Source organism: Paracoccus subflavus (genome assembly GCF_004310345.1).
Classification (GTDB): domain Bacteria; phylum Pseudomonadota; class Alphaproteobacteria; order Rhodobacterales; family Rhodobacteraceae; genus Paracoccus; species Paracoccus subflavus.
On sequence record NZ_SISK01000005.1, the window covers coordinates 1 to 25,285 of the forward strand.

21 protein-coding genes are annotated in these 25,285 nt (G+C 66.3%); 11 read left to right on the plus strand and 10 right to left on the minus strand.

Annotation, left to right across the window (positions count from 1 at the left end):
* Positions 1–197 precede the first annotated feature (197 nt).
* From EYE42_RS07985 to EYE42_RS08015, 7 genes are all read left to right on the plus strand, one after another.
* On the plus strand, positions 198–974 hold the full coding sequence (locus tag EYE42_RS07985; protein WP_130990796.1) for an enoyl-CoA hydratase: 777 nt from the start codon (positions 198–200) through the stop codon (positions 972–974).
* A gap of 153 nt (positions 975–1,127) precedes the next feature.
* Positions 1,128–1,397, plus strand: a complete 270-nt coding sequence (rpsT, locus tag EYE42_RS07990; RefSeq protein ID WP_130990797.1) for a 30S ribosomal protein S20 — start codon at positions 1,128–1,130, stop codon at positions 1,395–1,397.
* Positions 1,398–1,965: 568 nt separating this feature from the next.
* Complete coding sequence (gene dnaA / locus EYE42_RS07995; protein ID WP_130990798.1) at positions 1,966–3,348, plus strand: chromosomal replication initiator protein DnaA; 1,383 nt, start codon at positions 1,966–1,968, stop codon at positions 3,346–3,348.
* An 85-nt stretch (positions 3,349–3,433) separates the two neighbouring features.
* Positions 3,434–4,552 (plus strand): DNA polymerase III subunit beta, encoded by a 1,119-nt coding sequence (gene dnaN, locus EYE42_RS08000; RefSeq protein ID WP_130990799.1) that lies wholly within the window; start codon positions 3,434–3,436, stop codon positions 4,550–4,552.
* Positions 4,549–5,625 (plus strand): DNA replication/repair protein RecF, encoded by a 1,077-nt coding sequence (gene recF, locus EYE42_RS08005; RefSeq protein WP_130990800.1) that lies wholly within the window; start codon positions 4,549–4,551, stop codon positions 5,623–5,625. Before dnaN ends, recF begins: the two co-directional genes overlap by 4 nt.
* 94 nt (positions 5,626–5,719) lie before the next feature.
* Positions 5,720–8,158: a DNA topoisomerase (ATP-hydrolyzing) subunit B gene (gene gyrB, locus EYE42_RS08010; protein WP_130990801.1), complete on the plus strand. Its 2,439-nt coding sequence runs from the start codon at positions 5,720–5,722 to the stop codon at positions 8,156–8,158.
* 149 nt (positions 8,159–8,307) lie between these two features.
* Positions 8,308–9,042, plus strand: coding sequence for an outer membrane protein (locus EYE42_RS08015; RefSeq protein WP_130990802.1), 735 nt, complete (start codon positions 8,308–8,310; stop codon positions 9,040–9,042).
* A gap of 17 nt (positions 9,043–9,059) precedes the next feature.
* Here EYE42_RS08015 and pdeM read toward each other — a convergent pair whose 3' ends face one another.
* The 7 genes from pdeM to EYE42_RS08050 all read right to left on the minus strand — a co-directional run bounded on the left by pdeM (position 9,060) and on the right by EYE42_RS08050 (position 17,657).
* Positions 9,060–9,734, minus strand: coding sequence for a ligase-associated DNA damage response endonuclease PdeM (gene pdeM, locus EYE42_RS08020; protein ID WP_130990803.1), 675 nt, complete (start codon positions 9,732–9,734; stop codon positions 9,060–9,062).
* Complete coding sequence (locus EYE42_RS08025; RefSeq protein ID WP_130990804.1) at positions 9,731–12,106, minus strand: ligase-associated DNA damage response DEXH box helicase; 2,376 nt, start codon at positions 12,104–12,106, stop codon at positions 9,731–9,733. Before EYE42_RS08025 ends, pdeM begins: the two co-directional genes overlap by 4 nt.
* Entirely contained in the window at positions 12,103–13,653 is a 1,551-nt protein-coding gene (locus EYE42_RS08030; protein WP_130990805.1) for a cisplatin damage response ATP-dependent DNA ligase, read from the minus strand. The genes EYE42_RS08025 and EYE42_RS08030 overlap by 4 nt, the downstream gene beginning before the upstream one ends.
* Positions 13,650–14,642 carry a ligase-associated DNA damage response exonuclease gene (locus tag EYE42_RS08035; protein ID WP_130990806.1) on the minus strand — a complete coding sequence of 331 codons (993 nt, stop codon included), beginning with the start codon at positions 14,640–14,642 and terminating at the stop codon, positions 13,650–13,652. The genes EYE42_RS08030 and EYE42_RS08035 overlap by 4 nt, the downstream gene beginning before the upstream one ends.
* 60 nt (positions 14,643–14,702) lie before the next feature.
* Positions 14,703–15,602, minus strand: a complete 900-nt coding sequence (locus tag EYE42_RS08040) for a DMT family transporter (RefSeq protein WP_130990807.1) — start codon at positions 15,600–15,602, stop codon at positions 14,703–14,705.
* A gap of 121 nt (positions 15,603–15,723) precedes the next feature.
* Positions 15,724–16,023, minus strand: coding sequence for an HU family DNA-binding protein (locus tag EYE42_RS08045; RefSeq protein WP_130990808.1), 300 nt, complete (start codon positions 16,021–16,023; stop codon positions 15,724–15,726).
* A 149-nt stretch (positions 16,024–16,172) separates the two neighbouring features.
* Positions 16,173–17,657: an AMP nucleosidase gene (locus EYE42_RS08050; RefSeq protein ID WP_130990809.1), complete on the minus strand. Its 1,485-nt coding sequence runs from the start codon at positions 17,655–17,657 to the stop codon at positions 16,173–16,175.
* Positions 17,658–17,751: 94 nt separating this feature from the next.
* On the opposite strand from EYE42_RS08050, the gene EYE42_RS08055 reads away from it, so the two are divergent.
* Positions 17,752–18,666, plus strand: a complete 915-nt coding sequence (locus EYE42_RS08055) for an SDR family oxidoreductase (protein ID WP_130990810.1) — start codon at positions 17,752–17,754, stop codon at positions 18,664–18,666.
* The gene (locus EYE42_RS08060) at positions 18,659–19,879 is read left to right on the plus strand and encodes a UbiH/UbiF/VisC/COQ6 family ubiquinone biosynthesis hydroxylase (protein WP_130990811.1); all 1,221 of its coding nucleotides are present in this window, start codon (positions 18,659–18,661) and stop codon (positions 19,877–19,879) included. The genes EYE42_RS08055 and EYE42_RS08060 overlap by 8 nt, the downstream gene beginning before the upstream one ends.
* Positions 19,880–19,937: 58 nt before the next feature.
* On the opposite strand, the gene EYE42_RS08065 is transcribed toward EYE42_RS08060, so the two are convergent.
* Together EYE42_RS08065 and EYE42_RS08070 are read right to left on the minus strand one after the other, a co-directional pair.
* Positions 19,938–21,362, minus strand: a complete 1,425-nt coding sequence (locus EYE42_RS08065) for a UdgX family uracil-DNA binding protein (protein WP_130990812.1) — start codon at positions 21,360–21,362, stop codon at positions 19,938–19,940.
* Complete coding sequence (locus tag EYE42_RS08070; protein WP_130990813.1) at positions 21,359–22,591, minus strand: putative DNA modification/repair radical SAM protein; 1,233 nt, start codon at positions 22,589–22,591, stop codon at positions 21,359–21,361. The genes EYE42_RS08065 and EYE42_RS08070 overlap by 4 nt, the downstream gene beginning before the upstream one ends.
* Positions 22,592–22,728: 137 nt before the next feature.
* Between EYE42_RS08070 and EYE42_RS08075 the strand changes: the two genes are divergently transcribed.
* Positions 22,729–23,322 carry a LolA family protein gene (locus EYE42_RS08075; protein ID WP_130990814.1) on the plus strand — a complete coding sequence of 198 codons (594 nt, stop codon included), beginning with the start codon at positions 22,729–22,731 and terminating at the stop codon, positions 23,320–23,322.
* 58 nt (positions 23,323–23,380) lie between these two features.
* Here the strand turns inward: EYE42_RS08075 and EYE42_RS08080 are convergent, their stop codons facing one another.
* On the minus strand, positions 23,381–23,770 hold the full coding sequence (locus EYE42_RS08080; RefSeq protein ID WP_130990815.1) for a COG4315 family predicted lipoprotein: 390 nt from the start codon (positions 23,768–23,770) through the stop codon (positions 23,381–23,383).
* Positions 23,771–24,027: 257 nt separating this feature from the next.
* Between EYE42_RS08080 and EYE42_RS08085 the strand changes: the two genes are divergently transcribed.
* Positions 24,028–25,278, plus strand: coding sequence for an MFS transporter (locus tag EYE42_RS08085; RefSeq protein WP_130990816.1), 1,251 nt, complete (start codon positions 24,028–24,030; stop codon positions 25,276–25,278).
* The last annotated feature ends 7 nt before the right edge of the window (positions 25,279–25,285 follow it).

Sequence of the window (25,285 nt, forward strand, 5' to 3'; positions counted from 1 at the left end):
GCCGAAGCCGTTCAAACTGCGCGTCGCTTAACCAGAACTCCGAAGCCATGTCCGTCCTCCTGCTTCAAACCGCAGGGAATCACACTTCGGCCCAGCGGGGAATCCCGTTTATGGGTCCAGACACTAGGCCGGTTGGCTTTCGGATCGCATTTTTGATAGGGTCCGGCGAAACGCCTTTTGCAACGGGGACGCAGCCCATGGCCTATGAAACCATCATCGTCGAAATCGAGGACAGCGTCGCCTTGATCCGGCTGAACCGCCCAGACGCGCTGAACGCGCTGAACGCCGCGCTGATCGGCGAACTGGGTCAAGCCCTGGCCGACGCCGATCGCAACGACAAGATCCGCTGCATCGTGCTGACCGGGGGCGAAAAGGCCTTTGCCGCCGGTGCCGACATCAAGGAAATGTCCACCAAGACCTTTGTCGATGCCTATGACGAGGATCTGTTCGGCGCCCATGTCGATGCCTTTACGCGCATCCGCAAGCCCATCATCGCCGCCGTCAGCGGCTATGCCCTGGGCGGAGGGTGCGAACTGGCAATGATCTGCGATTTCATCATCGCCGCCGACACCGCCAAGTTCGGCCAGCCGGAAATCAACCTCGGGATCATCGCGGGAATCGGCGGCACCCAGCGCCTGACGCGCTTCGTGGGCAAGTCCAAGGCCATGGACATGCACCTGACCGGCCGCTTCATGGATGCCGCCGAGGCCGAGCGTTCGGGCCTTGTCAGCCGTGTCGTCCCCGCCGCCAAGCTGATCCCCGAGGCGATGGCCGCGGCCCGCAAGATCGCCGAAAAGTCGCAGGTTTCCATCAAGGCCGCCAAGGAAGCCGTCAACCGCGCCTTCGAAACCACCCTGGCCGAAGGCCTCCTGTTCGAACGCCGCAGCTTTCACGCGCTGTTCGCCACCGAGGACCAGAAGGAAGGCATGGCCGCCTTTCTGGAAAAGCGCGAGCCGCAGTTCCGCGACCGCTGATTTTTGCTTTTCTTTCCGGGCCGCCTGCCTTATAGGGCCGGGCTTACATGCGCGTGGGCCCGCTTAGGCAAGAATCATGGCTGCTTCCAGCGAAGCGGTTCTTTGGGTCTTTTGCGCAACCGAAACGCTGAAAGACCAAGAGGACCAGAACCCATGGCCAATACGCCCCAGTCCAAGAAGCGCGCCCGCCAGATCGAGCGCCGCACCGACGTGAACAAGGCCCGCCGTTCACGCATCCGCACCTTTATCCGCAAGGTCGAGGAAGCGATTGCTTCGGGCAATGCCGAGGCCGCCAAGGCCGCCCTGCAGGCAGCCCAGCCCGAACTGATGCGCGGCGTGACCAAGGGCGTTGTCCACAAGAACACCGCATCGCGGAAGATCTCGCGCCTGGCAGCCCGTGTGAAGGCGCTGCCCGCGTCCTGAAACCGTTTCCCCAAGGGGTCGGATTCACAGGAAATCACGGTCTTGCGGGCCGGAAAACAGATCGGGCACGGGACATCCCCGGTGCCCGATCTTTCATTTCCGCGACCGCGCAATATCCGTGCAATGTGGCAAAAATGCCATGATTACAACGCCTTCAGGATTCTTTCCTTTTGAGTCAAGGCTCTCGCAGATTCGGTTTCGTGCCAAGGCTGTCAAGCGCATAGTTCGGTTGCGGGCCTCGTGGCGGCACGGATAACCTGACAGGGCGATTCACGTCGCTGTGTTGGGGACTGGCCGGTCGGCTGCGGATCATTCCGCCATGACGGGTCGGGCCACGGGGCTTACAGGCGCCCTGCTGGCTTCGGGTCTTCTGCGGACGGCTGCCACCGGCTGCATGAAGGCTTGTGTCCAAGGATGGAATGTCGGGTTATTGCCCCGTCATGTGTCCCGTTCCGGGCCGCAGGGGCTTTTGTTTCCGTTGTTCCAGCCCGTCCGATGCGCGCCGCTGAATCCTGTTTCGCCGGACGACCGGCGAAGGCTGGGGACAGGAAAGATAGGGCACAAAACGATGGATGACCTGTGGGGTGAAGCCTGCGCGACGCTGGAGACCAGCGTCGGGCCGAACAATTTCAATCATTGGATCAAACCCCTGCGCCTGACCGGACTCGAATCCGGGATCGCCCATTTCGTCAGCCCGACGCGCTTCATCTCGGACTGGGTGAACCGCCATTTCGCCAAGGACATCATCGGGGTGCTGAGCCGCCCTGGCCAGCCGGTCGAGCGGCTGCGTTTCGACGTGGTGCCGCAGGCCGCGCCGGGCCGCGCCCGGTCCGCCGCATCGGGTTCCGCCGCCTCGGTCCGCCCGGTCGCCTCGGCCGCAGCACCCGCCACGACGCGCGCGCTGCGCGCCGACCTGGGGGCGCCGCTGGACCCGCGCTATACATTCGGCAATTTCGTGGTGGGCAAGCCCAACGAACTGGCCCATGCCGCCGCCCGCCGCGTGGCCGAGGGCGGCCCGGTGGGTTTCAATCCGCTGTTTCTGTATGGCGGCGTGGGTCTGGGCAAGACGCATCTGATGCATGCCATCGCCCATGACTATCAGATGCGTCACCCTGCGGCGCAGGTTCTGTATCTGTCGGCCGAGCAGTTCATGTACCGATTCGTGCAGGCGCTGCGCGAAAGCACGATCATGGATTTCAAGGGCATGTTCCGCAACGTGAACATGCTGATGGTCGATGACGTGCAGTTCATCGCCGGCAAGGACAGCACGCAAGAGGAATTCTTCCACACCTTCAATGCCTTGGTCGATCAGGGCAAGCAGATCGTGATTTCCGCCGACCGCGCCCCTGCCGAGATCAAGGGCCTTGAGGAACGCATCAAGTCGCGCCTGTCCTGCGGGTTGATCGTGGACCTGCACCCGACCACCTACGAGCTGCGTCTTGGCATCTTGCAATCCAAGACCGAAGGGTTCCGCGCCCAGCAGCCCGACCTCCAGATCGGCACAGGCGTTCTGGAATTCCTGGCCCACCGCATCACCACCAACGTCCGCGTGCTGGAAGGCGCGCTGCAACGCCTGTTCGCCCATGCCAGCCTGCTGCGCCGCGAGATCACGCTGGAGGTTGCCCAGGAATGCCTGGCCGACATCCTGCGCACCAACGACCGCAAGATTTCCATCGACGACATCCAGCGCAAGGTGGCCGAGCATTACAACATCCGCCTGGCCGACATGGTGGGTCCGAAACGCGCCCGCAACATCGCCCGGCCGCGCCAGATCGCCATGTATCTGTCGAAACAACTGACCAGCCGCAGCCTGCCGGAAATCGGCCGCCGCTTCGGCGGGCGCGACCATACCACCATCATGCACGGCATCCGCAAGATCGAGGAACTGCTGTCCGAGGACAAGGCCATCGCCGAGGATGTGGCCATGCTGAAACGCCTTCTGGAGGCGTGAACGAAACCCTTGTGACTGCCCCCGCAGCCCGCTACAAATCAGGTCCGTTTACGGGCCGGAAAGGCCGCAGGCACAGGGAAAAGCGATGAAATTCTCGATCGAGCGCGCCGTTCTGGTCAAGGCCGTGTCGCAGGCCCAGTCGGTGGTGGAGCGTCGCAATACCATTCCGATCCTGGCCAATGTCCTGATCGAGGCGACCCCCGAAGGCGTCAGCTTTCGCGCGACCGACCTTGATACCGAGGTGGTGGACCAGGCCGCGGCCCAGGTCGAACGGCCCGGCGCCACCACCGTCAGCGCCGTGATGCTGAACGAGATCGCCAGAAAGCTGCCCGACGGCGCCCTGGTTCAGATCAGTTCGGACGATGCCTCGGGGCGGCTGTCGGTGCAGGCCGGGCGGTCGTCCTTCAGCCTGGCCACGCTGCCGCGCGAGGATTTCCCCATCATGGCGTCCAGCGAATACGGCACCCGCTTCAAGGCCCGTGCCGATGTCCTGCGCCGTCTGTTCGACAAGGCCAAATTCGCAATTTCCACAGAGGAAACCCGGTATTACCTGAACGGCGTCTATATGCATGTGGCCCAGGCCGACGGGGCGCCGGTCCTGCGCTGCGTGGCGACCGACGGGCACCGGCTGGCGCGCATCGACGCCCCCCTGCCGGTGGGCGCCGACGACATGCCGGGCGTGATCGTGCCGCGCAAGACGGTGGCCGAACTGCGCAAGCTGCTGGACGACGACACGGCCGAGATTTCCGTGTCCGTCAGCGAAACCAAGGTCCGTTTCGCCACCCCCACGCTGACCCTGACATCCAAGGTGATCGACGGGACGTTCCCCGATTATTCCCGCGTCATCCCCCTGAACAATGCCCGCAAGCTGGAGGTGGACGCCGCCGATTTCGCGCGCGCGGTGGACCGCGTGGCCACCGTCAGCAGCGAACGTTCGCGCGCGGTCAAGCTGGCGCTGGATCAGGACCGGCTGATCCTGTCGGTCAATGCCCCCGACGCGGGCGCCGCCGAGGAGGAGCTGATCGTGGCCTATGCCGACGATCCGCTGGAGATCGGCTTCAATGCCAAGTACCTGCAGGAAATCGCATCCCAGGTGGATCGCGACAATGCCGTGTTCCTGTTCAACGGCTCGGGCGATGCCGCGCTGATCCGCGAGGGCGGGGATCAAAGCGCGGTCTATGTCGTCATGCCGATGCGCGTGTGATCCTAGGCCACCTTTCGCTGGCGCAGTTCCGGTCCTGGTCACGGCTGGATCTGGACCTAGACCGGCGGCCCGTGGCGATCTTCGGTCCGAACGGATCGGGCAAGACCAACATTCTGGAGGCCGTGTCGATGCTGGCGCCAGGCCGGGGCCTGCGGGCGGCACCGGCGCCGGACCAGGCGCGGCAGGGAATGGACGCGGGCTGGCGCATCCGTGCCACGCTTGGCGATCATGCGGTGGATACCGCCGCCTTGCCCGGCCAGCCGCGCGCCGTCCTGATCGACGACAAGCCGGTGGCGCAGACCGCACTGGGACGCCTGTTGCGCATTCTGTGGTTGGTGCCCGCCATGGACCGGCTGTGGTCCGACCCGCCCGAGGCACGGCGGCGGTTTCTGGACCGGGTGACTCTGTCGCTGTTTCCCGACCATGCGGATCTGGCGCTGACCTATGACAAGGCAATGCGGGAACGAAACCGCCTGCTGCGCGACGGGATCGGCGATCCCGGCTGGTACCGCGCCCTGGAATCGCAGATGGGCAGGGCGGGTGCCGCGCTGACCCGCAACCGGCAGGCGGCGCTGACGGCCATCATGGCCGCGCAGGACGGCGGCGATTTTCCCGCAGCCACGCTGACCCTGCTGCCCGGCGAGGGTCATGCCGACGACCCGGACCCGGACAGCATCGCTTCCCGCCTTTGCGGGATGCGGTCGCGGGACCTTGCTGCCGGCCGCACGCTGGCCGGCCCGCACCGCGCCGACCTGGGCGCCCATTGGGGACCGCAGGACATGCCCGCCGCGCTGTCATCCACCGGAGAGCAAAAGGCGCTGTTGCTGTCGCTGATCCTGGCCAATGCCCGTGCCCTGTCGGACCAGCCGGTCGTTCTGCTGCTGGACGAGGTCGCGGCCCATCTGGACGCCGATCGCCGCGCCGCGCTTTACGACGCGGTCGCCGCCCTGCCCGCGCAAAGCCTGTTGACCGGCACCGGACCGGAACTTTTCGCGGCCTTCGGACCCCGCGCGCGCCGCCTGTCCGTGACCCGGATCGAAGGGTTGTCGCAGGCTGCCGAAACGGTCGCCTGAATCCCGTCAGGAAAGCAGAAAAACCTCGTCTTTCCCGTGACTTTGCCGGTCAGAATGCTTATATCGGGGCTACAGGAACAGGACAGCATCACCCATGAACGACGCAGCCCCGCAGACCGCCGAATACGGCGCCGATTCCATCAAGGTTCTCAAGGGGCTGGAGGCCGTGCGCAAGCGGCCCGGCATGTATATCGGCGATACCGACGACGGGTCCGGCCTGCATCACATGGTCTATGAGGTCGTGGACAATGGCATCGACGAGGCCCTGGGCGGACATGCCGATTATGTGAAGGTCAAGATCCACGCCGACAGCAGCGTGTCGGTCCGCGACAACGGGCGCGGCATCCCCACCGACATCCATGCGGGCGAAGGTGTATCGGCGGCCGAGGTCATCATGACCCAGTTGCACGCGGGCGGGAAATTCGACCAGAACAGCTACAAGGTGTCGGGCGGGCTGCACGGGGTCGGCGTGTCGGTCGTCAACGCCCTGTCGGACTGGCTGGAACTGCGTGTCTGGCGCGGCGGCAAGGAACACTATGCCCGGTTCGAACATGGCGACACCGTGGAACACCTGCGCGTCGTGGGCGATGCGGAACCCGGCGAAAAGGGAACCGAGGTGCGGTTCTTGGCATCCGCCAAGTCCAACCACCCGGACGGCACGTTCAGCAACCTGGATTATGTCTTCAAGACGCTGGAAAACAGGCTGCGCGAACTGGCCTTTCTGAACAGCGGCGTGCGCATCATCCTTGAGGATGAACGTCACGCCGAGGTGCAGCGGACCGAACTGTTCTACGAAGGCGGGGTGCGGGAATTCGTGAAATACCTCGACCGGTCCAAGGCCGCCGTGATGTCCGAGCCGATCTTCATGACCGGCGAACGGAACGGCATCGGGGTCGAGGTCGCGATGTGGTGGAACGACAGCTATCACGAAACGGTGCTGCCGTTCACCAACAACATCCCGCAGCGCGACGGCGGCACCCATCTGGCGGGCTTTCGCGGGGCGCTGACCCGCGTGATCGGCAAGTATGCCCAGGACAGCGGCATCGCCAAAAAGGAAAAGATCGATTTCACCGGCGACGACGCGCGCGAGGGGCTGACCTGCGTGCTGTCGGTCAAGGTGCCCGACCCGAAATTCTCCAGCCAGACCAAGGACAAGCTGGTGTCGTCGGAGGTCCGCCCGGCAGTGGAAAACCTGGTCGGCGAAAAGCTGGCCGAATGGTTCGAGGAAAATCCGACCGAGGCCAGGGCCATCGTCGGCAAGATCATCGAGGCGGCGCTTGCCCGCGAGGCCGCGCGCAAGGCCCGCGAACTGACCCGTCGCAAGACGGCGATGGACGTGGCCTCGTTGCCCGGAAAGCTGGCCGATTGCCAGGAGAAAGACCCCGCCCTGTCCGAACTGTTCATCGTCGAGGGCGATTCGGCAGGCGGATCGGCCAAGCAGGGCCGGTCGCGCCAGAATCAGGCGGTTCTGCCGCTGCGGGGCAAGATCCTGAATGTGGAACGGGCGCGATTCGACCGGATGCTGTCGTCCGAGATGATCGGCACGATGATCACTGCGCTTGGCACAGGCATCGGGCGGGACGAATTCAACCTGAACAAGCTGCGCTACCACAAGATCGTCATCATGACCGATGCCGACGTGGACGGCGCGCATATCCGTACCCTGCTGCTGACGTTCTTCTTCCGGCAGATGCCCGACCTGATCGAGGCGGGACATCTGTATATCGCCCAGCCGCCGCTGTACAAAGTGTCGCGCGGGCGGTCCGAGGTCTATCTCAAGGACGAGGCCGCGCTGGAGGATTACCTGATCCAGCAGGGGATCGAAGGGGCGGCACTGAGGCTGGGGTCGGGCGAGGAGATCGTCGGCGCCGACCTGGCCCGCGTGGTGGACGAGGCGCGGGCGGTTCGGCGCATCCTGCGTGCCTATCCCACCCATTATCCGCCCCATGTGACCGAACAGGCCGCCATTGCAGGCGCCCTGAAGCCGGGGCGGATCGATCAGGATGCACAGGACGTGGCCGATGCGATTGCCGGCCGGCTGGACATGATCGCCGCGGAATACGAACGCGGCTGGACAGGCCGCCCCACCCAGGACGCGGGCATCCGTCTGTCCCGCACCCTGCGCGGGGTCGAGGAAAACCGGACCCTGGACGGCCAGATGCTGCGCAGCGCCGAAAGCCGCCGCCTGGGCGAAATGACCAGCGCCTTGCAGGATGTCTATGCCCGGCCCGCCCGGCTGGTGCGCAAGGACCGCGACCAGCCGATCTTCGGTCCGCTGGGCCTGCTGCAGGCGATCTTTCTGGAAGGAGAAAAGGGTCTGTCCCTGCAACGCTACAAGGGTCTGGGCGAAATGAACCCCGAACAATTGTGGGAAACCACCCTAGACCCGGCCGCCCGCACCCTGTTGCAGGTCCGCATCGAAGATGTGGCCGAGGCCGAGGATCTGTTCACCAAGCTGATGGGCGATGTGGTGGAACCCCGCCGCGAATTCATCCAGCAAAACGCCTTGAGCGTGGAAAACCTTGATATCTGAGCCGCAATGTGGCGCATCTGCCGCATTTGCGGGCCTATCGGCACATTGTGCAACAGGATGCAATAAAGGGTGATTGCCAGTCCCCAGGGTTGTGCTTATCGCAGGATGGAACTCTGGCTTGGACGACCTTCTGCACAAGGGATCTCGGGATGCGCCACGCATCGTTTCTTGCCGCCTGCGCGCTGGGCATGACCCTTGCCGCCGGTGCCCATGCTGGCGGCCTTGTGGTTGCGATCGAACCCGCCCGACCGTTGCCGTCCCAGGCGGCGCAGGCCGCTGACTGGGCTGGGGGCTATGTCGGCGGATCGCTGGGCTATGGTTTGGGCGGACAGGATGCCGTGGGCTTTGATCGCTATGTGGGCGATATCCAGATCGGCCGCGACAGCAATCTGGCGCAGGCCGATGTCGATGGTTTGACGGCGGGCCTGCATGCGGGCTATCGCTGGCAGGGGGGCCGCTGGATCTTTGGTCCCGAACTGTGGTTCGAGGGCGGCAGCATCGATGCCCGCGACAGCGTTTCCCCGACCGGGGCCATTGTCGTGGAATCGGGCGTGAATCATCTGGTCGGGCTGCAACTCAAGGCGGGATATGCCGCCACTCGGCAGATGCTGGTTTACGGAAGCGCAGGCGCCGTTCAGGGCGATCTGGATTACGCCCTGACCAGCGACGATGGGTCCGAGACCGTGAACTATGACGCGACTGGCTATTCGTTGGGTCTGGGTGTCGAGCGCCGGATGCGCGACCGCCTGTCGGTCTTTGCCGAATGGCAGTATCGCAGCTTGGGCGAAACCGAGGTGACCTTTGGCGATGCCGCGGCCAGCGTCCTGACCCGGGCCACCCCCTCGCACCATCACCTGAAGCTGGGCGTCAACTTCAGCTTCTGACAAGTCCCGGATCGGCGTCAGGCACGGCGGGATCGGCCGGGGCGCAGCGCCGTGCCGACCGGCACCGGCAGGGCGCGGGCGCCGCAGGCAATGGCCAGACCATGCGGCACCAGGGCCGCCAGAGCCGGCGCATCGATGGGCAGCCCGCCCGTATAGGCGCCAAAGGCCGGCAGAATCAGGTGATCGCGTCCCGCCAGAAAGCAGCGCCGCCGGTCGCCCGCAAGCCGCAGGCAGGGATGGAAATGCCCCGACACGTCCGGCCCTGCGCCCACCTGATGGCGCAGCACAAGGCCGTCGCCCGCCAGTTCCGCCACCGTTTCACCCGGCAGGCGCGGACAAACGGGCGAAGGGTCATGGTTTCCGCTAACCCAAATCCAGCGCCGCCCCCAGGCCATGCCGCGCAGCCGGTCGCACAGCATGTCGGGCAGGGCCCGCACCGCCGCGTCGTCGTCGAACCCGTCGCCCAGGCTGACCACGGCGGCGGGATCGGTGGCCGCGATCTCGGCGTCCAGCCGGTCCAGGGTGGCCAGCACCTCGTAGGGCGGCAACAACGATCCGCCCCGCCGGGCCATCCGCTCGGATTTGCCCAGATGCAGGTCGGCCACGATCAGCCAGCGACGGTCCGGCCAGAACAGCGCGCCCGAGGGCCGGGCCTCGACCCGGTGGCCTGCAAAATCGAAGGCGTGGCTCACGTCAGACCGGCCTCGGCCATCAGGGCAGCCGCTTCGGCCTCGGCCAGGCGTTCGCGGCCCTGGCCCGCGATGGGCACCCGGCCGAATTCCAGCAGCAGGGGCGCGGCCAGCGGCGTCACGCGGTCCAGCATCCGGTGGTCGTGATGGGGGGAATGGTCCAGCATGTCCTCGATCCGGCCGAAATCGACAAGACCCCGTCGCGCCTCGTCCGCGGTGATCCGCAGCAGCAGGTGATCGGGGTCATAGCGGCGCAAGGTATCGTAAAGGATGTCCGAGGAAAAGGTCGCCTGCTTGCCGGACTTGCGGCCCCCCGGCATGTTGCGCTGGATCAGCCCGGCAATGATGGCGACATTGCGGAAGGTCCGCTTCATGACCGTGTTCCCTGCCAGCCAGTCGCCAAGCCCTGCGCGCAGTCCGTCGCGGTCCAGCAGCGGCTCGGGATCGGTGACGGGGTCCAGCGACCAGATCCACAAGGCATAGTCGGTCGCCAGGAATCCCAGCGGTCCAAGGCCGGCGTTCTCCATGGTGTTGGTCATCAGCAGGCCCAGCGTCTGCAAGGCGTTGCGCCCGGCAAAGCCATACAACGCGAAATGCCACTGGCCGCGATGGGGAAAGCTTTCGCTCAGCAGCACGCCTGGCCGCGGCAGGGCGCTGATGCGGGCCTGAAGGGCCAGCCAGTCGGCGGTGTCCGGAGGCAAGGCGCCGTGGCGCGAGCGATCGCCGATCAGGGCCTGCACCCGGTGCGACAACTGGGTGGATGTCGCCAGCTTCAGCCCGGAATAGACGGCGATCCGCGGTTGTTTCGTGGGCTGCCTGGTCACTTCGACGGTCAGTTCGCGCAACCCCTCATAGCGCACCGTCTGCCCGCCGATCAGAAAGGTATCGCCCGGCACAAGGGTCGCGGCAAAACTTTCCTCGACCTCGCCCAGCAGGTTGCCGCCGCGACCGCGAAAGCGGACCTTCAGCATCTCGGCCTCGACGATGGTGCCCACATTCATGCGCAGGTTGCGCGCCGCGCGGGGGTCGCGCAGCCGCCACAACCCGTCGCGTTCCATCAGCCGCTGCCAGCGGTCATAGGCACGCAGCGCATATCCGCCGGTCGCCACGAAATCGAGGCAGTCGTCGAACTGCGCGCGGGTGAGGCCGCGATAGGGTCCGGCCGTGCGCACCTCGGAAAACAGGGCATCGGCATCGAAGGGACCGGCGCAGGCGGTCAGCAGGATGTGCTGGCACAAGACATCCAGCGGGCCAGGGCCGCGCGGGTCGCCGTCAAGGTCGCGTTCGCGCACGGCCTCGAGCGCCGCCACGCATTCGATCACCTCGAAGCGGTTGGCAGGCACGATCCGGGCGCGCGAGGGGGCGTTGTAGCGGTGGTTGGCCCGTCCGATCCGCTGGACCAGCCGCTTGACGTTCTTGGGCGCGCCGACCTGGATCACCAGATCGACCGCGCCCCAGTCGATGCCCAGATCCAGGCTGCCGGTGGCCACCACGGCGCGCAACTCGCCCGCCGCCATCGCGGCCTCGACCCGCTGGCGGGCGTCGCGCGCCAGGCTGCCGTGGTGCAGGCCGATGGGCAGGTTGTCGTCGTTGGCGGCCCACAGCGCCTGAAAGAACAGCTCTGCCTGGGCGCGGGTATTGATGAAGATGATGGTGGTGCGGGCCTGCCGGATCTGGTCCAGGACCTCGGGGATGGCGTAATGGCCACCGCCGCCGGCCCAGGGCGCGGGACGGGCGGTGGCCAGCATGGCGATATCCGGATCGGGGCCGGGATCGGCCTGGATGATCGCCGCCCCGCCCATGAACCGGGCCAAGGCGTCCGGGTCCTCGACCGTGGCCGACAGGCCGGTGGCCGCCACGCCGGGGGCCAGTGTGCGCAGGCGGGCCAGGCACAGCATCAACTGATCGCCGCGCTTGTTTTCCGCAAGCGCGTGCAGTTCGTCCAGCACCACTCGTTTCAGGCTGCCGAAGATCTGCGGCGCCTGTTCATAGGACAGCATCAGGGCCAGCGATTCCGGCGTCGTCAGCAGGATCTGCGGCGGATCGACCCTTTGCCGCGCGCGCTGCGAGGATCGCGTGTCGCCGGTCCGATCCTCGACCCGGATAGGCAGGGTCAGTTCGGCCACCGGACGCGCCAGGTTGCGCGCGATGTCCGCCGTCAGCGCCTTGAGCGGCGAGACATAGAGCGTGTGCAGCCCATCATGCCCGTCGCGCAGCGCCACCAGCGAGGGCAGGAACCCGGCCAGCGTCTTGCCGCCGCCGGTGGGCGCGATCAGCAGGGTATCACCCTGGGCCTCCAGCAGGTCCAACTGATGGGGATGAGGCTGCCAGCCTTGCCGGGCGAACCAGTCCTGGAATTGGGGCGGCAGGGTCACGCGATCATCGCCTTGAGCGTGGAGAGGTGATCGGCCTCGGCCACCGGCTTGTCCCAGCGGATGCGGCTGATGCGGGGAAAACGCATGGCGACGCCCGCCTTGTGGCGGCCCGATGCGTTCAGTCCCTCGAAGGCGACCTCCAGCACCAGTTTCGGCGCCACCGACCGGACGGGTCCGAACCGTTCGATGGTGTTGTTGCGGACGAACCGGTCCAGTTCGCGCAATTCCTCGTCGGTAAAGCCGAAATAGGCCTTTCCCACGGGCACCAGTTGGTCAGCGTCCCACAGGCCGAAGGTAAAGTCGCTGTAGAATCCCGACCGCTTGCCGTGCCCGCGCTGCGCATACAGCAGCACGGCATCGACCACATGCGGATCGCGTTTCCATTTGAACCAGGGACCGCGCGGTCGGCCGCCGACGTAAACTGAATCGCGGCGCTTGATCATCACGCCCTCGATCACCGCGGCGGGGGGATCGGCGCGCAGGGCGGCCAGATCGTCCCAGGTGGCAAAGGGCAGCAGGGGCGAGACGTCGATGCGGTCGCTGCCGAAATCGGCGCCGTCCAGCACGGCGCGGCGTTGGGTCAGGGGCAGGTCGCGCAGGTCGCGGCCCTGCCAGATCATCAGGTCATAGACGCGCAGGCTGGCCGGATGGCTGTCCAGCATCCCGCGGCCCACCTGCTTGCGGCCCAGCCGCTTTTGCAGGTCGCCAAAGACCGCCACGTCATCGCCCCGCCGCACCAGCAGTTCACCGTCCACGGTGCCGTCGAAATTCAGCGCCTCGATCAGGTCGGGAAAGCTGGTGCCGATGTCCTCTCCGGTCCGGGAATACAGGCGCCGGACGCCGCCGTCGTTGATCGCCTGGACGCGGATGCCGTCCCATTTCCATTCGGCGACATAGTCCTCGGGCCGGAACGCCTGCAACTGGTCCAGATCGACGGGCGTGGACAGCATGACCGGCCGGAACGGCGCCTTCGCCGCCTGTTCGGGACGCGGCCCGCCCGCGATCCAGTCGAACAGCGGCTGATAGGGCGGCGTCAGGCCGTGCCAGATTTCCTCGATCTGGGCCACGTCCGGATCGCCCATCTCGGCCAGCGCGATCCGGGCCATGCGGGCCGACAGGCCGATGCGCATGTTGCCGGTCGCCAGCTTCAGGAAAGCCAGCCGCTGCGACGCCCCCAACCGGTCCAGCATTCCGGCGATGGCCGTGGGCAGCCCCGCCTTGCCGGTGTCAGACAACAGGGCCACGGCCTGATGCAGGGGAACATCCTCGTCCCGGTCGGTGTCCCACAGCAGGGCGATGGTTTCGGCCAGATCGCCCACGAAGTCATAGGACAGCGCAAAAAGCTGTTCGTCCACACGCTCGACCATCAGACCGCGCAGCAGGCCCGGCGTCACGGTGCGCAGCTTCAGACCGCCGGTCAGCGCGGCCAGGGCAAAACCGCGATCCGGGTCGGGCGTCTGTTCCAGATAATGCCGCAGGATACGCAGCTTGGCGTTGCGCGCGGGCGTGAAGGCCAGGCGTTCCAACAGGGTGGAGAAGGCCCTCATTCCGGCTCGTCCTCGTATCCGACCAGCCGCAGCGGGCGGGCGGGGATGCCCTCAAGCTCGCACCAGCGCATCAGCCCGTCCTCGGCCCCGTGGGTGATCCAGACCTCGGACGGGGCCAGTTCGGTGATCGTCCGCGTGACCTGCGGCCAGTCCACATGGTCGCTGATGACCAGGGGCAGTTCCACGCCCCGCTGCCGCGCCCGTGCCCGCACCGTCATCCAGCCCGAGGCAAAACCGATCACCGGATCGCGGAACCGCTGCACCCAGGCGGAGGCAAAGGCCGAGGGCGGGGCGATCACCAGTTGCGCCTCGACCTGTTTCGCGGTTGCGGGCACCAGCGGGCCAAGGTCGATCCCCTGTTCGACATGATAGTCGCACAGCCGTTGCAGCGCGCCGTGGATGGCGATCGGCCCGTCGATGCCCGCCTGCCGCGCCAGCATGATCAGCCGTTGCGCCTTGCCCAGGGCATAGGCGCCGATCAGGTGGGGACGTTCGGGAAATTCCGCCATGCTGGCGATCAGCCGCGTCATCTCTCCGGCAGGGTCGGGGTGCTTGAAGACCGGCAGACCGAAAGTCGCCTCGGTCACGAAGATGTCGCAGGCCACGGGCTCATAGGCCGCGCTGACCGGGTTCGGATGGCGGCAGTAATCGCCAGACACGACGATCCGGGGGCCATGGTCCGGCTGCACGGCGATCTGGGCCGATCCCAGGATATGGCCTGCGGGATGAAAGCTGACGGTGGTGTCGCCCACGCGGAGGGGGCCGTCCGCCGCCTGCGTCTGGCCCGCGAAATCGGTCCCATAGCGGATCGCCATGATCTCCAGCGTCTGGCGCGTCGCCATGACGGCGCCATGCCCGGACCGGGCATGGTCGCCATGGCCGTGGGTGATCAGCGCGCGGGGCACCGGGCGGATCGGGTCGATGTAGAAATCGCCGGGGGGGCAGTAAAGACCGGCCGGCGTGGGGTGCAGGATCTGATCGGCGCGCATGGGTCCAAGATGACGAAGAATTACCGCAATTCAACGCGGCCCTGTGACGGGCGTTCCCGCTCAGGCAGGCGGCACGCGCCGGACCGGGGTCGCAAGGGGCGGCGCCTTGGACATCTGCACGGCCAGGATACCCGCCATGATGATGGCCACGCCGATCACGTCGCCCGCCCCGAACCGTTCGCCCAGCAAGGCCGCACCGACCGCCACCCCGAAGAACGGCGTCAGGAAATGGAATGTCGCGGCCCGCGTCGCGCCGATCCGGCCCACCAGCTTGAACCAGACCCAGGTTGCCAGCACGCCCGGCACGATCACGGTGTAAAGAAAGGCCCAGACCAACCGCGGATTGGGATCGACCCGCCAATCCTCGAGGATCGGGGCCAGCACCCACAGCGTCGCTGACCCGACCAGCATCTGTAGCCCGACGATCATCATCACATTGCCCCCCGAACTGGCCCCCCGCACGGTCAGGGTCGCCACCGCCAGCGCCAGGGCGGCGGCAAAGCACAGGGCGATGCCGGTCGGGTCGCTGCCCCCTTGCAATCGCGTGCCCATGATGATGGCTACCCCGGTCAGCCCCAGGACCAGTCCCGCCACCCCCATGGGCCGCAGCCGTTCACCCAGCAGAAATCCCAGCGCCGCAACAATCAGCGGCATGGTCGCCGCGATGATCGAGGCCAGCCCGGCCTCGATCCACTGCATCGCCACCCAGTTCAGGCCCAGATAGAGCGCGTTCTGGCACAGCCCCAGGACCACCACCGCCCGCCATTGCGCCCGGGTCAGCGCCCGCCAGGTTTCGCCCATTAGCCAGGCGATGACGACGCCCAGTGCCCCCGACAGCAGAAAGCGCAGGGCAAGCGCGAACAGCGGCGGCACCTCGGTCACGATCATCCGGGTCGAGGTAAAGGCCGAGGCCCACATCACCGCAAAGAACACCCCCATCAGGGTCGCGCGAATATCCATGCGGAAGGCTCCGTTTGCAGATGATGCAGAAGGGCTAGCAGAGCCAAAACAGCCCCGAAAGGCCGAAAACAGAAAAGGCCGCGCCCGATGACGCGGCCTTGGTCATGCGATTGTGCCGCGATCAGCCGTTCACGCTGTCCTTCAGCGCCTTGGCGACCGTCACCTTGACCTGCTTGTCGGCGGGCTTGGTCATCATTTCCTGGGTTTGCGGGTTGCGGACCTGGCGTTCGGGACGGGCGCGGCAGGCGATCTTGCCGATGCCGGGGATCGTGACCGAACCGCCATTGGCAACTTCGCGGGCGACCACGGCGGCGATCGCGTCCAGGGCGGCCGAAGCGGATTTCTTGTCGGACCCCATCTCCTCGGCCAGAGTCGCGACCAGTTGGGTCTTGGTCATCGGTTTCGCGGACGGCGTAGCCATGAATCTGTCTCCTCTTGCCCGGTTCACTGGGGCCTGCAATTGGCGCCTTTTGCGGCATATCGCCTGCTACACACGGTTTTCGGCCACAGTTCAAGCATTTTTCGCTGTTTACTCGAAAACCGCTCCGTCATTGCCGGTTTGGCGTGGCGCTACAGGAACGCCGTCTCGTTGAAGGACCGCAGCTTGCGCGAATGGATGCGCTCGAGCGGGGTTTCGCGCAGCTTTTCCATGGCGCGGATGCCGATCAGCAGGTGGTTGGCGACCTGCGTGCGATAGAAATCGGTCGCCATGCCGGGCAGCTTCAGTTCACCATGCAGGGGCTTGTCGCTGACGCACAGAAGCGTGCCATAGGGCACCCGGAACCGGAACCCGTTTGCGGCGATGGTGGCGCTTTCCATGTCCAGCGCCACCGCGCGCGACAGCGACAGCCGGTGGACGGGGCCGGACTGGTCGCGCAGTTCCCAGTTGCGGTTGTCGATGGTCGCCACGGTGCCGGTGCGCATGATGCGTTTCAGTTCATAGCCGTTCAGTTGCGTGACTTCGGCCACGGCGTCCTGCAACGCCACCTGCACCTCGGCCAGGGCCGGGATCGGCACCCAGACGGGCAAGTCGTCGTCCAGGACGTGATCCTCGCGCAGGTAGGCATGGGCCAGAACGAAATCGCCCAGCGACTGGCTGTTTCTCAGCCCCGCGCAATGCCCGACCATCAGCCAGGCATGGGGACGAAGAACCGCGATATGATCGGTCGCGGTTTTGGCGTTGGATGGTCCCACGCCGATATTGACCAGGGAGATGCCCTGCCCGTTCGCGCGTTTCAGATGATAGGCCGGCATCTGCGGCATCTTGGTCAGCGCGGCCAGCGGCGCCTCGGGATCGGTGATCTGCTGGTTTCCGGGCGCCACAAAGCTGTCATAGCCCAGCGACGGGTCACCCAGCACGCGGCGGGCAAAGGATTCGAATTCGTCCACATAGAACTGATAGTTGGTGAACAGGACAAAGTTCTGGAAATGCTCGGATGCGGTGGCGGTATAGTGCTGAAGCCGCGCCAGCGAATAGTCGACCCGCTGCGCGGTGAAGGCCGCCAGATGCAGCGATCCGTCGGACATCGGCCCCGCCACGCCGTTCACGATGTCGTCGTTCATGGTGTTCAGGTCGGGCACGTCGAAGACGTCGCGCAGCGAGAAATCCAGAACGCCTTCCTGCGGGACCGCCAGGTCGCTTTGCGCGGCGACGGCGAAATGAACGGGCATCGGCGTGTCGCTGGCCCCCACCGTCACGGGGACGCCATGGTTGCGGATCAGCAGGGCAATCTGTTCGCGCAGATAGTTCGCGAACAGGTCGGGCCGGGTGATGGTGGCCGAATAGCTGCCGGGGGCCACCACATGACCAAAGGACAGGCGCGAATCGACCAAGGGATGCGTCGGTACGGTCAGCCGCAGTTCGGGATAAAAGGCGCGGTATCGCGCGGTCGGCCGGTCTCCTTCCAGCGCCCTGACGAAGTGGTCCAGAAGAAAGCCTGTCGATTGGTCGTAGAGATCCTGCAACCGGGCGACCGCGGCGGCGGCATCGGTAAATTGCTCGCGGCCGGGGGCGTCGGGGGTTTCGACCGGCAGGTAACGGGAATCCGCGTTCATGGTTATGGAACCTCGCTTTCGACAGACCCTGCCAGCCGTGCCCGCGACAGGCAAGCGTCTGGCGCCCCGAGCGGCGCACCGTTACGCTGATGTCATGAGGATGCTTGTTTTCGGTCACGGCTATTCGGCGGGGTTCCTGACACCCCTTTTGCGCAGACGCGGCTGGCAGGTCACCGGCACCACCCGCGGCGACCCCGACCGGGTGGCCCGCACGGGGGCGGTTCCCGCGATCTGGCCGGGGGAAGAACCACGCCTGCGCGACGAAATCGCGACGGCCGATGCCATTCTTGTGTCCGTGGCGCCCGATGCCGGGGGCGATCCGGTTCTGGCGGCGTTCCGGGATGATCTGGCGCGGGCCCGGCCCCGCTGGCTGGGCTATCTGTCCACAACGGGGGTATACGGCGACCGCGGCGGGGGCTGGGTCGACGAAACCAGCGTCCTGGATGGATCAGGCCCGCGCGGGCAGGCCCGCATCCGCGCCGAGACCGACTGGCAGGCCCTGGCAGAACAGGCCGGGCTGCCCCTGCACATCTTTCGGCTGGCCGGAATCTATGGTCCCGGCCGGGGGCCCTTTGAAAAGATCCGCAATGGCACGGTGCGCCGGATCATCAAGCCGGGGCAGGTGTTTTCGCGCATCCATGCCGAGGACATCGCCCGGGTTCTGCTGGCATCCATCGACCGGCCGGCGCCTGGCACGGCCTATAACGTCTGCGACGACGACCCGGCCCCGCCCCAGGACGTGCTGGCCCATGCGGCGGATCTGCTGGGCCTGCCGCCCCCGCCCGAGGTGGCCTTCGAGGATGCGCAGATGACACCGATGGCGCGGTCGTTCTATGCCGACAGCAAGCGGGTTTCGAACCGGCGGATCAAACAGGATCTGGGGGTCGTGCTGCGCCATCCCGATTATCGCAGCGGCCTGGCGGCGATCCTGGCGGCCGAGGCCGAGTCCGAGGGCGCTTCGCCGCATGGACTCTGCCCCGCGCCCGTGCATGATCGCCGCCATGACTGATGTGGATGTCCTGATCGCCGGGGGCGGGCTGAACGGCCCGACGCTGGCGCTTGCCCTGGCCCAGGCCGGGCTGCGCGTGGCCGTGGTCGATCAGCGCCTGGCGCAGACAAGGGCGGGCGAAAATTTCGACGGGCGCGCCTATGCGCTGGCGATCGCCTCGCAACGGCTTCTCAAGTCGCTGGGGCTGTGGGACGGGCTGGCGGGCGACAGCCAGCCGATCCGGCAGGTCAAGGCATCGCAGGGCCGGCCGGGCGAAGGCGCGGCGCCGTTCTTTCTGCATTTCGACAGCGCCGAGATCGAGGAGGGCCCGGTCGGTTACATGCTGGAGGACCGGTTCCTGTATCGCGCCCTGCTGGCGGCAATGCAGGACCGGGTGCAGCACCTGCCGGGCCTGTCGGTCACAGGCCACCATGTCACGGCGGGCCGGGTCGAGGCCGAACTGTCCGATGGCCGCCGTTTGCGCGCTTGTCTGCTGGTCGGCGCCGACGGGCGCGGATCCGGGGTGGCACTGCGGGCAGGCATCCGGCGGCAGGGCTGGGGTTACGGCCAGACGGCGCTGGTTGCCGCCGTGGCCCATGACCGCCCCCATCATGGCATTGCCCATCAGTATTTCATGTCCACCGGCCCCTTGGCGATCCTTCCGCTGCCGGGCAACCGCAGCAGCGTCGTGTGGTCGGAAACCAGCGACAATGCCCATGCCATCGCCGCGCTGCCGGACGAGGATTTTCTGGACGTCTTGCGGCCCCGCTTTGGCGACTATCTGGGCCGGATCGAACTGGCGGGTGCGCGGTTCGCCTATCCGCTCAGCCTGTCGCTGGCGGAACGCTATGTCGCTGGCCGGGTGGCCCTGGTGGGCGATGCGGCCCATGGCGTGCATCCGATCGCGGGACAAGGGCTGAATCTGGGCCTGCGCGACGTGGCCGCCCTGGCCGAGGTTCTGGTGGATGCCGCCCGTCGGGGCGAGGATATCGGATCGGATCTGGTGCTGGAACGCTATCAGGGCTGGCGGCGGTTCGATGCGACTGCGCTGGCGTTGGGCATGGACGGGGTGAACCGGCTGTTTGCCAGCGACAACCCGCTGCTGTCGGCGGTGCGGGGGGCGGGCATGGGGATCGTCACGGCGGTGCCGGCCCTGCGCCGGCGCTTCATGCGGCAGGCGGCGGGGCTGTCGGTCGATCCGATGCCGCGGCTGCTGGCGGGACAGGCGTTGTAAAGAGGCTTTGGCCTCGACCCCTCAAGGCCCCCCCAGGATATTTTCCCCCAGGCAAGGATCAGGCCGCCGCCAGCAGACGGGCCGCCTGGGACAGGTCGGTCGCGAACTGGTCCCGCGCCTGGGCCGCCGCGCCCGCCTCCAGCCGCAGGATCAGGCTGGGATGCCAGGTGATCAGCACCGGTCCGCCGTCCTGCGTGGTTTCCACAGTGCCGCGCCGGGGGGTCAGGGGCGACCGGTTGCCGGTCAGGGCAAAGGCCGCCGTCGCCCCCAGCGCCAGCGTCAGGCGCGGCCGGACAAAGCGGCGCTCCAGATCCAGCCACCCCTTGCAGTGCCGGATCTCGCCGGCGGCGGGGGTCTGGTGGATTCGCCGCTTGCCGCGGGGGACGAACTTGAAATGCTTGACCGCATTGGTCATCCAGGCTTGCGCGAAATCCAGACCCGCCCCGGCCATGGCCTGATGCAGCAACTGTCCCGCCGGACCGACAAAGGGGCGGCCCTGCAAATCCTCGTGATCGCCAGGCGCCTCGCCCACGATCATCAGGGGGGCCGCAGGATCGCCCTCGCCCCAGACGGTCTGGGTCGCGGCATGGCACAGCTCGCAGCGGGTGCAGCGCAGGGCCTGGTCGCGCGCGGCCTCCAGCGTTTCGGGCGGGCGGTCGTTGGGGATCTGGCGGATGCGCGCCGTCACGCGGGCGGCAAAGGCCGGGGCATCGCTGGCCCCGGCGTCGCGCATGGCCTGCACCCGGCGGGGGGCATCGGCCAGCATCTCGGGGATCAGTGCGGTTTCGGAAAGGTTCTTCCAGTATTTCAGCGGCATCTCGGACCGCATGGCATGGGTCTTGATGCGGGCGGGATTGAAGATATTGGCGAAATAGATGTGCCACAGCGCGTGGTTGGCATCGGGGGGGAAATCCGGGCGCGGCGCGGGGGGCGCATAGGTGATGGCGCCGTCGAACCGGGCGATGCCTTGGGGCGTGGCGATCAGCCAGTCCATGTCGGCAAAGCGTTTGGCAAAGAACGGCGTTCCGGCCTCCAGGATCGGATGCTCGGGCTCGAACCAGGCGCCGAAGCTGCGGCGGGGACCGTCGGACGGCAGTTCGTGAAACCGCACAAAGGCATGCATCTTGTGGATATCGCGGCGCACGGATTTGGCCATCCGCCCCAGCCGGTCGGTCAGCGGATCGGCGGGATTGGCGATGAAACCCCGGTCGTCCTGCAACCGGATCAGCGCGCCATACAGCAAGGCCCAGCGTTCCGGGTCGGAATGGCTGGACACCGTGCGGGCCAGGTCCAGAAAATCCCTGGACGCCGTGACCGGATGCGGGCCGGGCGGCGGCAGGGGATCGGCGCCGAACAGTTCGGCGGGGCTGTCGCCATCGGCCCAAGTCACCTGGGCCGAGTCGATGCGGTTGCCGGCCAACTGCCGGGCGGCCGCGCGCCAGGCGTCGAACCGGCCGAAGCGGGGCAGATCGACGCGGATCACAGCAGTTGCAACTGTTCGGGCCGGGGGGCAAAGCGCGCGCGCAGGCCGGCACTGTCGGTCAGGGCGCCGGGATGCCAGTCGGGCAGCGTTACGAAGGGCTGCGCCTTGGACATGATCGCCCCCATGCGCAGCAGGTCGCCATAGCGAACCGGCCCGTTGCGCCGCGCCGCCAGAATCCGCGTCACCGTCTTGGTGCCGAATCCCGGCACGCGCAGCAGCATCTCGCGCGATGCGCGTGCCAGATCGACCGGGAACTGTGCCCGGTTCGCCAAGGCCCAGGCTAGCTTGGGATCGATCGCCAGATCCAGAAAGCCGGACGGGTGGGCCGCGCCGATCTCGTCGGCCTCGAAGCCATAGAAGCGCATCAGCCAGTCGGCCTGATACAGCCGGTGTTCGCGCATCAGGGGCGGCTTGATCAGCGGCAGGGCGGCCGAGGCGTCGGGAATCGGGCTGAAGGCGGAATAATAGACCCGCTTCAGGTCATAGCCAGAATACAGGTTGGCCGAGGTTTTCAAGATGTCCCGGTCCGTCGCCGCATCCGCGCCGATGATCATCTGCGTGGACTGGCCCGCAGGCGCGAATCGCGGCGGGCGCTTGCCGGAGTGAGATTTCTCCTTCGCGGCCTCGCGCGACAGGCGCACATCGGCCATGGCGGCGCGAATCGTCTCGGGGCGCTTTTCGGGGGCCAGTTCGCGGAGGCTGGCATCCTGGGGCAGTTCGATGTTGATCGACAGCCGGTCCGCGTAAAGCCCCGCCTCGGCCACCAGTTCGGGGGCCGCGTCGGGAATGGTTTTCAGATGAATATACCCCTTGAAGCCATTATCCACCCGCAGCATTCGCGCGATGCGGACCATGTCGCCCATGGTCTGGTCCGGGCTGCGGATGATGCCCGACGACAGGAACAACCCCTCGATCATGTTGCGGCGATAGAATTCCAGCGTCAGGGTCACCACCTCCTCGGGCGTGAACCGGGCGCGTTCGACATTGCTGCTGACGCGGTTGATGCAATAGGCGCAGTCGAAGATGCAGAAGTTCGTCATCAGGATCTTCAACAGGCTGATGCAGCGCCCGTCCGGGGTATAGGCGTGGCAGATGCCCATGCCGCCCGACGACCCGATGCCTCCATCCCGCGAATCGCGCCGGGTCGTGCCGCTGGACGCGCAAGAGGCGTCGTATTTCGCCGCGTCCGACAGGATCGCAAGCTTTTGCTGAAGGGTCCGCGGTGCCATGGGCCGAATATATGTTCGTGTTGTGTTCTGTTCAACCGCCCTGTTTCCGGAACCTCACATCCGTGCGAGCGTTCGCTGCCCATGCCATCCGCCAGACGTGATGTGCATCCCCGTTCGGAAAGGATATGATCGTCTGCATGAACCTCAGATCACTCGCCCTTGCGCCCGTCCTTGTTCTTGGCCTCGCCCTTCCGGCCCTGGCCGAGAAGATCCCGTTGACCGAACTGTCGGGCTATTTGAACCGGCTGACCACGGTCACGTCGGAATTCACCCAGGTCAATCCCGACGGCTCGATCTCGACCGGGACGGTCTATATCCAGCGGCCGGGTCGGGTGCGGTTCGAATACAACAATGACAACACGCTGGTGCTGGCATCAAGCGGCAATGTGGCGGTGTTCGATCCGAAATCGGGCGGGCCCCAGCAATACCCGCTGTCGCAGACGCCGCTGTCGATCATCCTTGATGCCAATGTGAACCTGGGCCGCGCCAACATGGTCACGGCGCATACCGAATCGAAGAACGCCACGGTCGTGACGGCCCAGGACCCCCAGAACCCGCAATACGGCAACATCCAGATGGTGTTCACTGCAAACCCGACCCAGTTGCGCCAATGGGTGGTCACCGACGACAGCGGGCAAAAGACCACGGTGATCCTGGGCGAGATGCGCGAAGGCGGGTCGATCCCGGCCTCGAAATTCTCGATCAACAACGAAGTGGCGCGGCGCAACTGATCGGCCAGTCAACTCCGCGACGGAGCCGAGGCGGACGCATAGGCGCCCGCCTGCCGCATCAGCGAGCGACGTGCCAGACGCCGTTGTATCCGTCACCGGTCATGTCACCGGGCTTGCGATCGTCCTTCCACAGATAGAGAGGCCGGCCCTTGTGCGCCCATTGCATCTGCCCGTCACTGCGGCGAATCGGGGCAAAGTCGCCGGTAGCCTCGGCATCCGCGGGGGCAAGCAAGGGCGGCCAGGCCACCGCACAAAGGTCATTGCAGTTCGAAGTCCCGGGCGTGTCCTTGTCAAAGACGTAAAGGGTCATCCGATTGGCATCGGCAAAGACTTCGCCCGACGGAGTTATGACCCGCACCACGCCGGGATTCGCGAACGCCGCCCCGGCCAAGAGCGTGGCGGCAACAATCCCAAGGGCCGACCTTGGGAAAGGGATGGACAGGGACATTGGAATGATCTCCTCTGTATGCGGCACCGATGTGGCTGACCGCGCCGGCATTATATCACAAGGCAGGGTCTGACGGTGTGACGAACGCAAGCGTTGTGCGGTCTGGGTTCACAATCATGCGCCTGCTGGCGCCCGGCACGCGCCGAACGGAATGACCGATCATCCGCCTTGATGGATCGCATCACGCCGCCGGGGCTTGATCTTGGCCGGGAACGGGTTCAACGGTGCCTGCGACGTTCCGCCTCGCAGGTTCCGCCATGTCCGCCCCGTCCCGCCTGTTCACGCCCATCCTGATCGGCGGATCGCTGATCCTGCTGATCAATTTCGCCCTGCGGGCCAGTTTCGGCGTCTTCCAGATCCCGATCGCCGAGGATTTCGGCTGGCCGCGCGCGGAATTCTCGCTGGCCATCGCCATCCAGAACCTGGCCTGGGGCATCGGGCAGCCGATCTTTGGCGCGCTTGCCGAACGCTGGGGCGACCGCTGGGCGATCATCCTGGGGGCGGTGCTGTATTCGGCGGGGCTGATCCTGACGGCCTTCGCGACCACCCCCGCCACGATTCAACTGCTGGAGGTGATGGTGGGCTTCGGCATCGCGGGCACCGGCTTTGGCGTGATCCTGGCCGTGGTCGGGCGCGCCGCCAGCGACGAGAACCGCAGCCTGGCCTTGGGCATCGCCACGGCCGCCGGCTCGGCCGGGCAGGTCTTCGGTGCCCCTTTGGCCGAAATCCTGCTGTCGTTCTATGCGTGGCAGGCGGTGTTCGTCATTTTTGGCGGCATCATCCTGACCTGCCTGCTGTTCCTGCCGATGCTGGGCAACGGCAGGCCCGCTACCCGGCACGAACTGGAGGAAAGCCTGGGCAGCGTGCTGAAACGCGCCTTTCGCGATCCGTCCTATCTGATGATCTTCGTGGGCTTCTTTTCCTGCGGCTACCAGCTTGGCTTCATCACCGCCCATTTCCCTGCCATGATCACCGAGATGTGCGGCCCCATCGACCCCACGGGCATGTTGGCCGGCATCGGCATCACGACCACCTCGGCCCTGGGGGCGGTGGCGATCAGCCTGATCGGGCTGGCCAATATCGCAGGCTCGATCTATGCGGGCTGGCTGGGCAAGCACTATACCCGGAAATACCTGCTGGCGGGCATCTATACGCTGCGGACCATCGCATCGGCGGCATTCATCCTGCTGCCCATCACGCCTTTCAGCGTGATCGTCTTTTCTCTGGTCATGGGCGCGCTGTGGCTGGCGACCGTGCCGCTGACCTCGGGGCTTGTGGCCTATATCTTCGGGTTGCGCTACATGGCGACGCTATACGGCTTTGTGTTCCTGTCCCATCAGATCGGGTCCTTCCTGGGGGTCTGGCTGGGCGGGGCGCTGTACGACACCTATGGCAACTACATGCTGGTCTGGTGGGTCGGCGTCGGCGTGGGTGCCTTCAGCGCGCTGATCCACCTGCCGGTGCGCGAGGCACCGTCCCGCCTGCCCAAGGCAGCCGCAGCGGTTTGACCTGCCG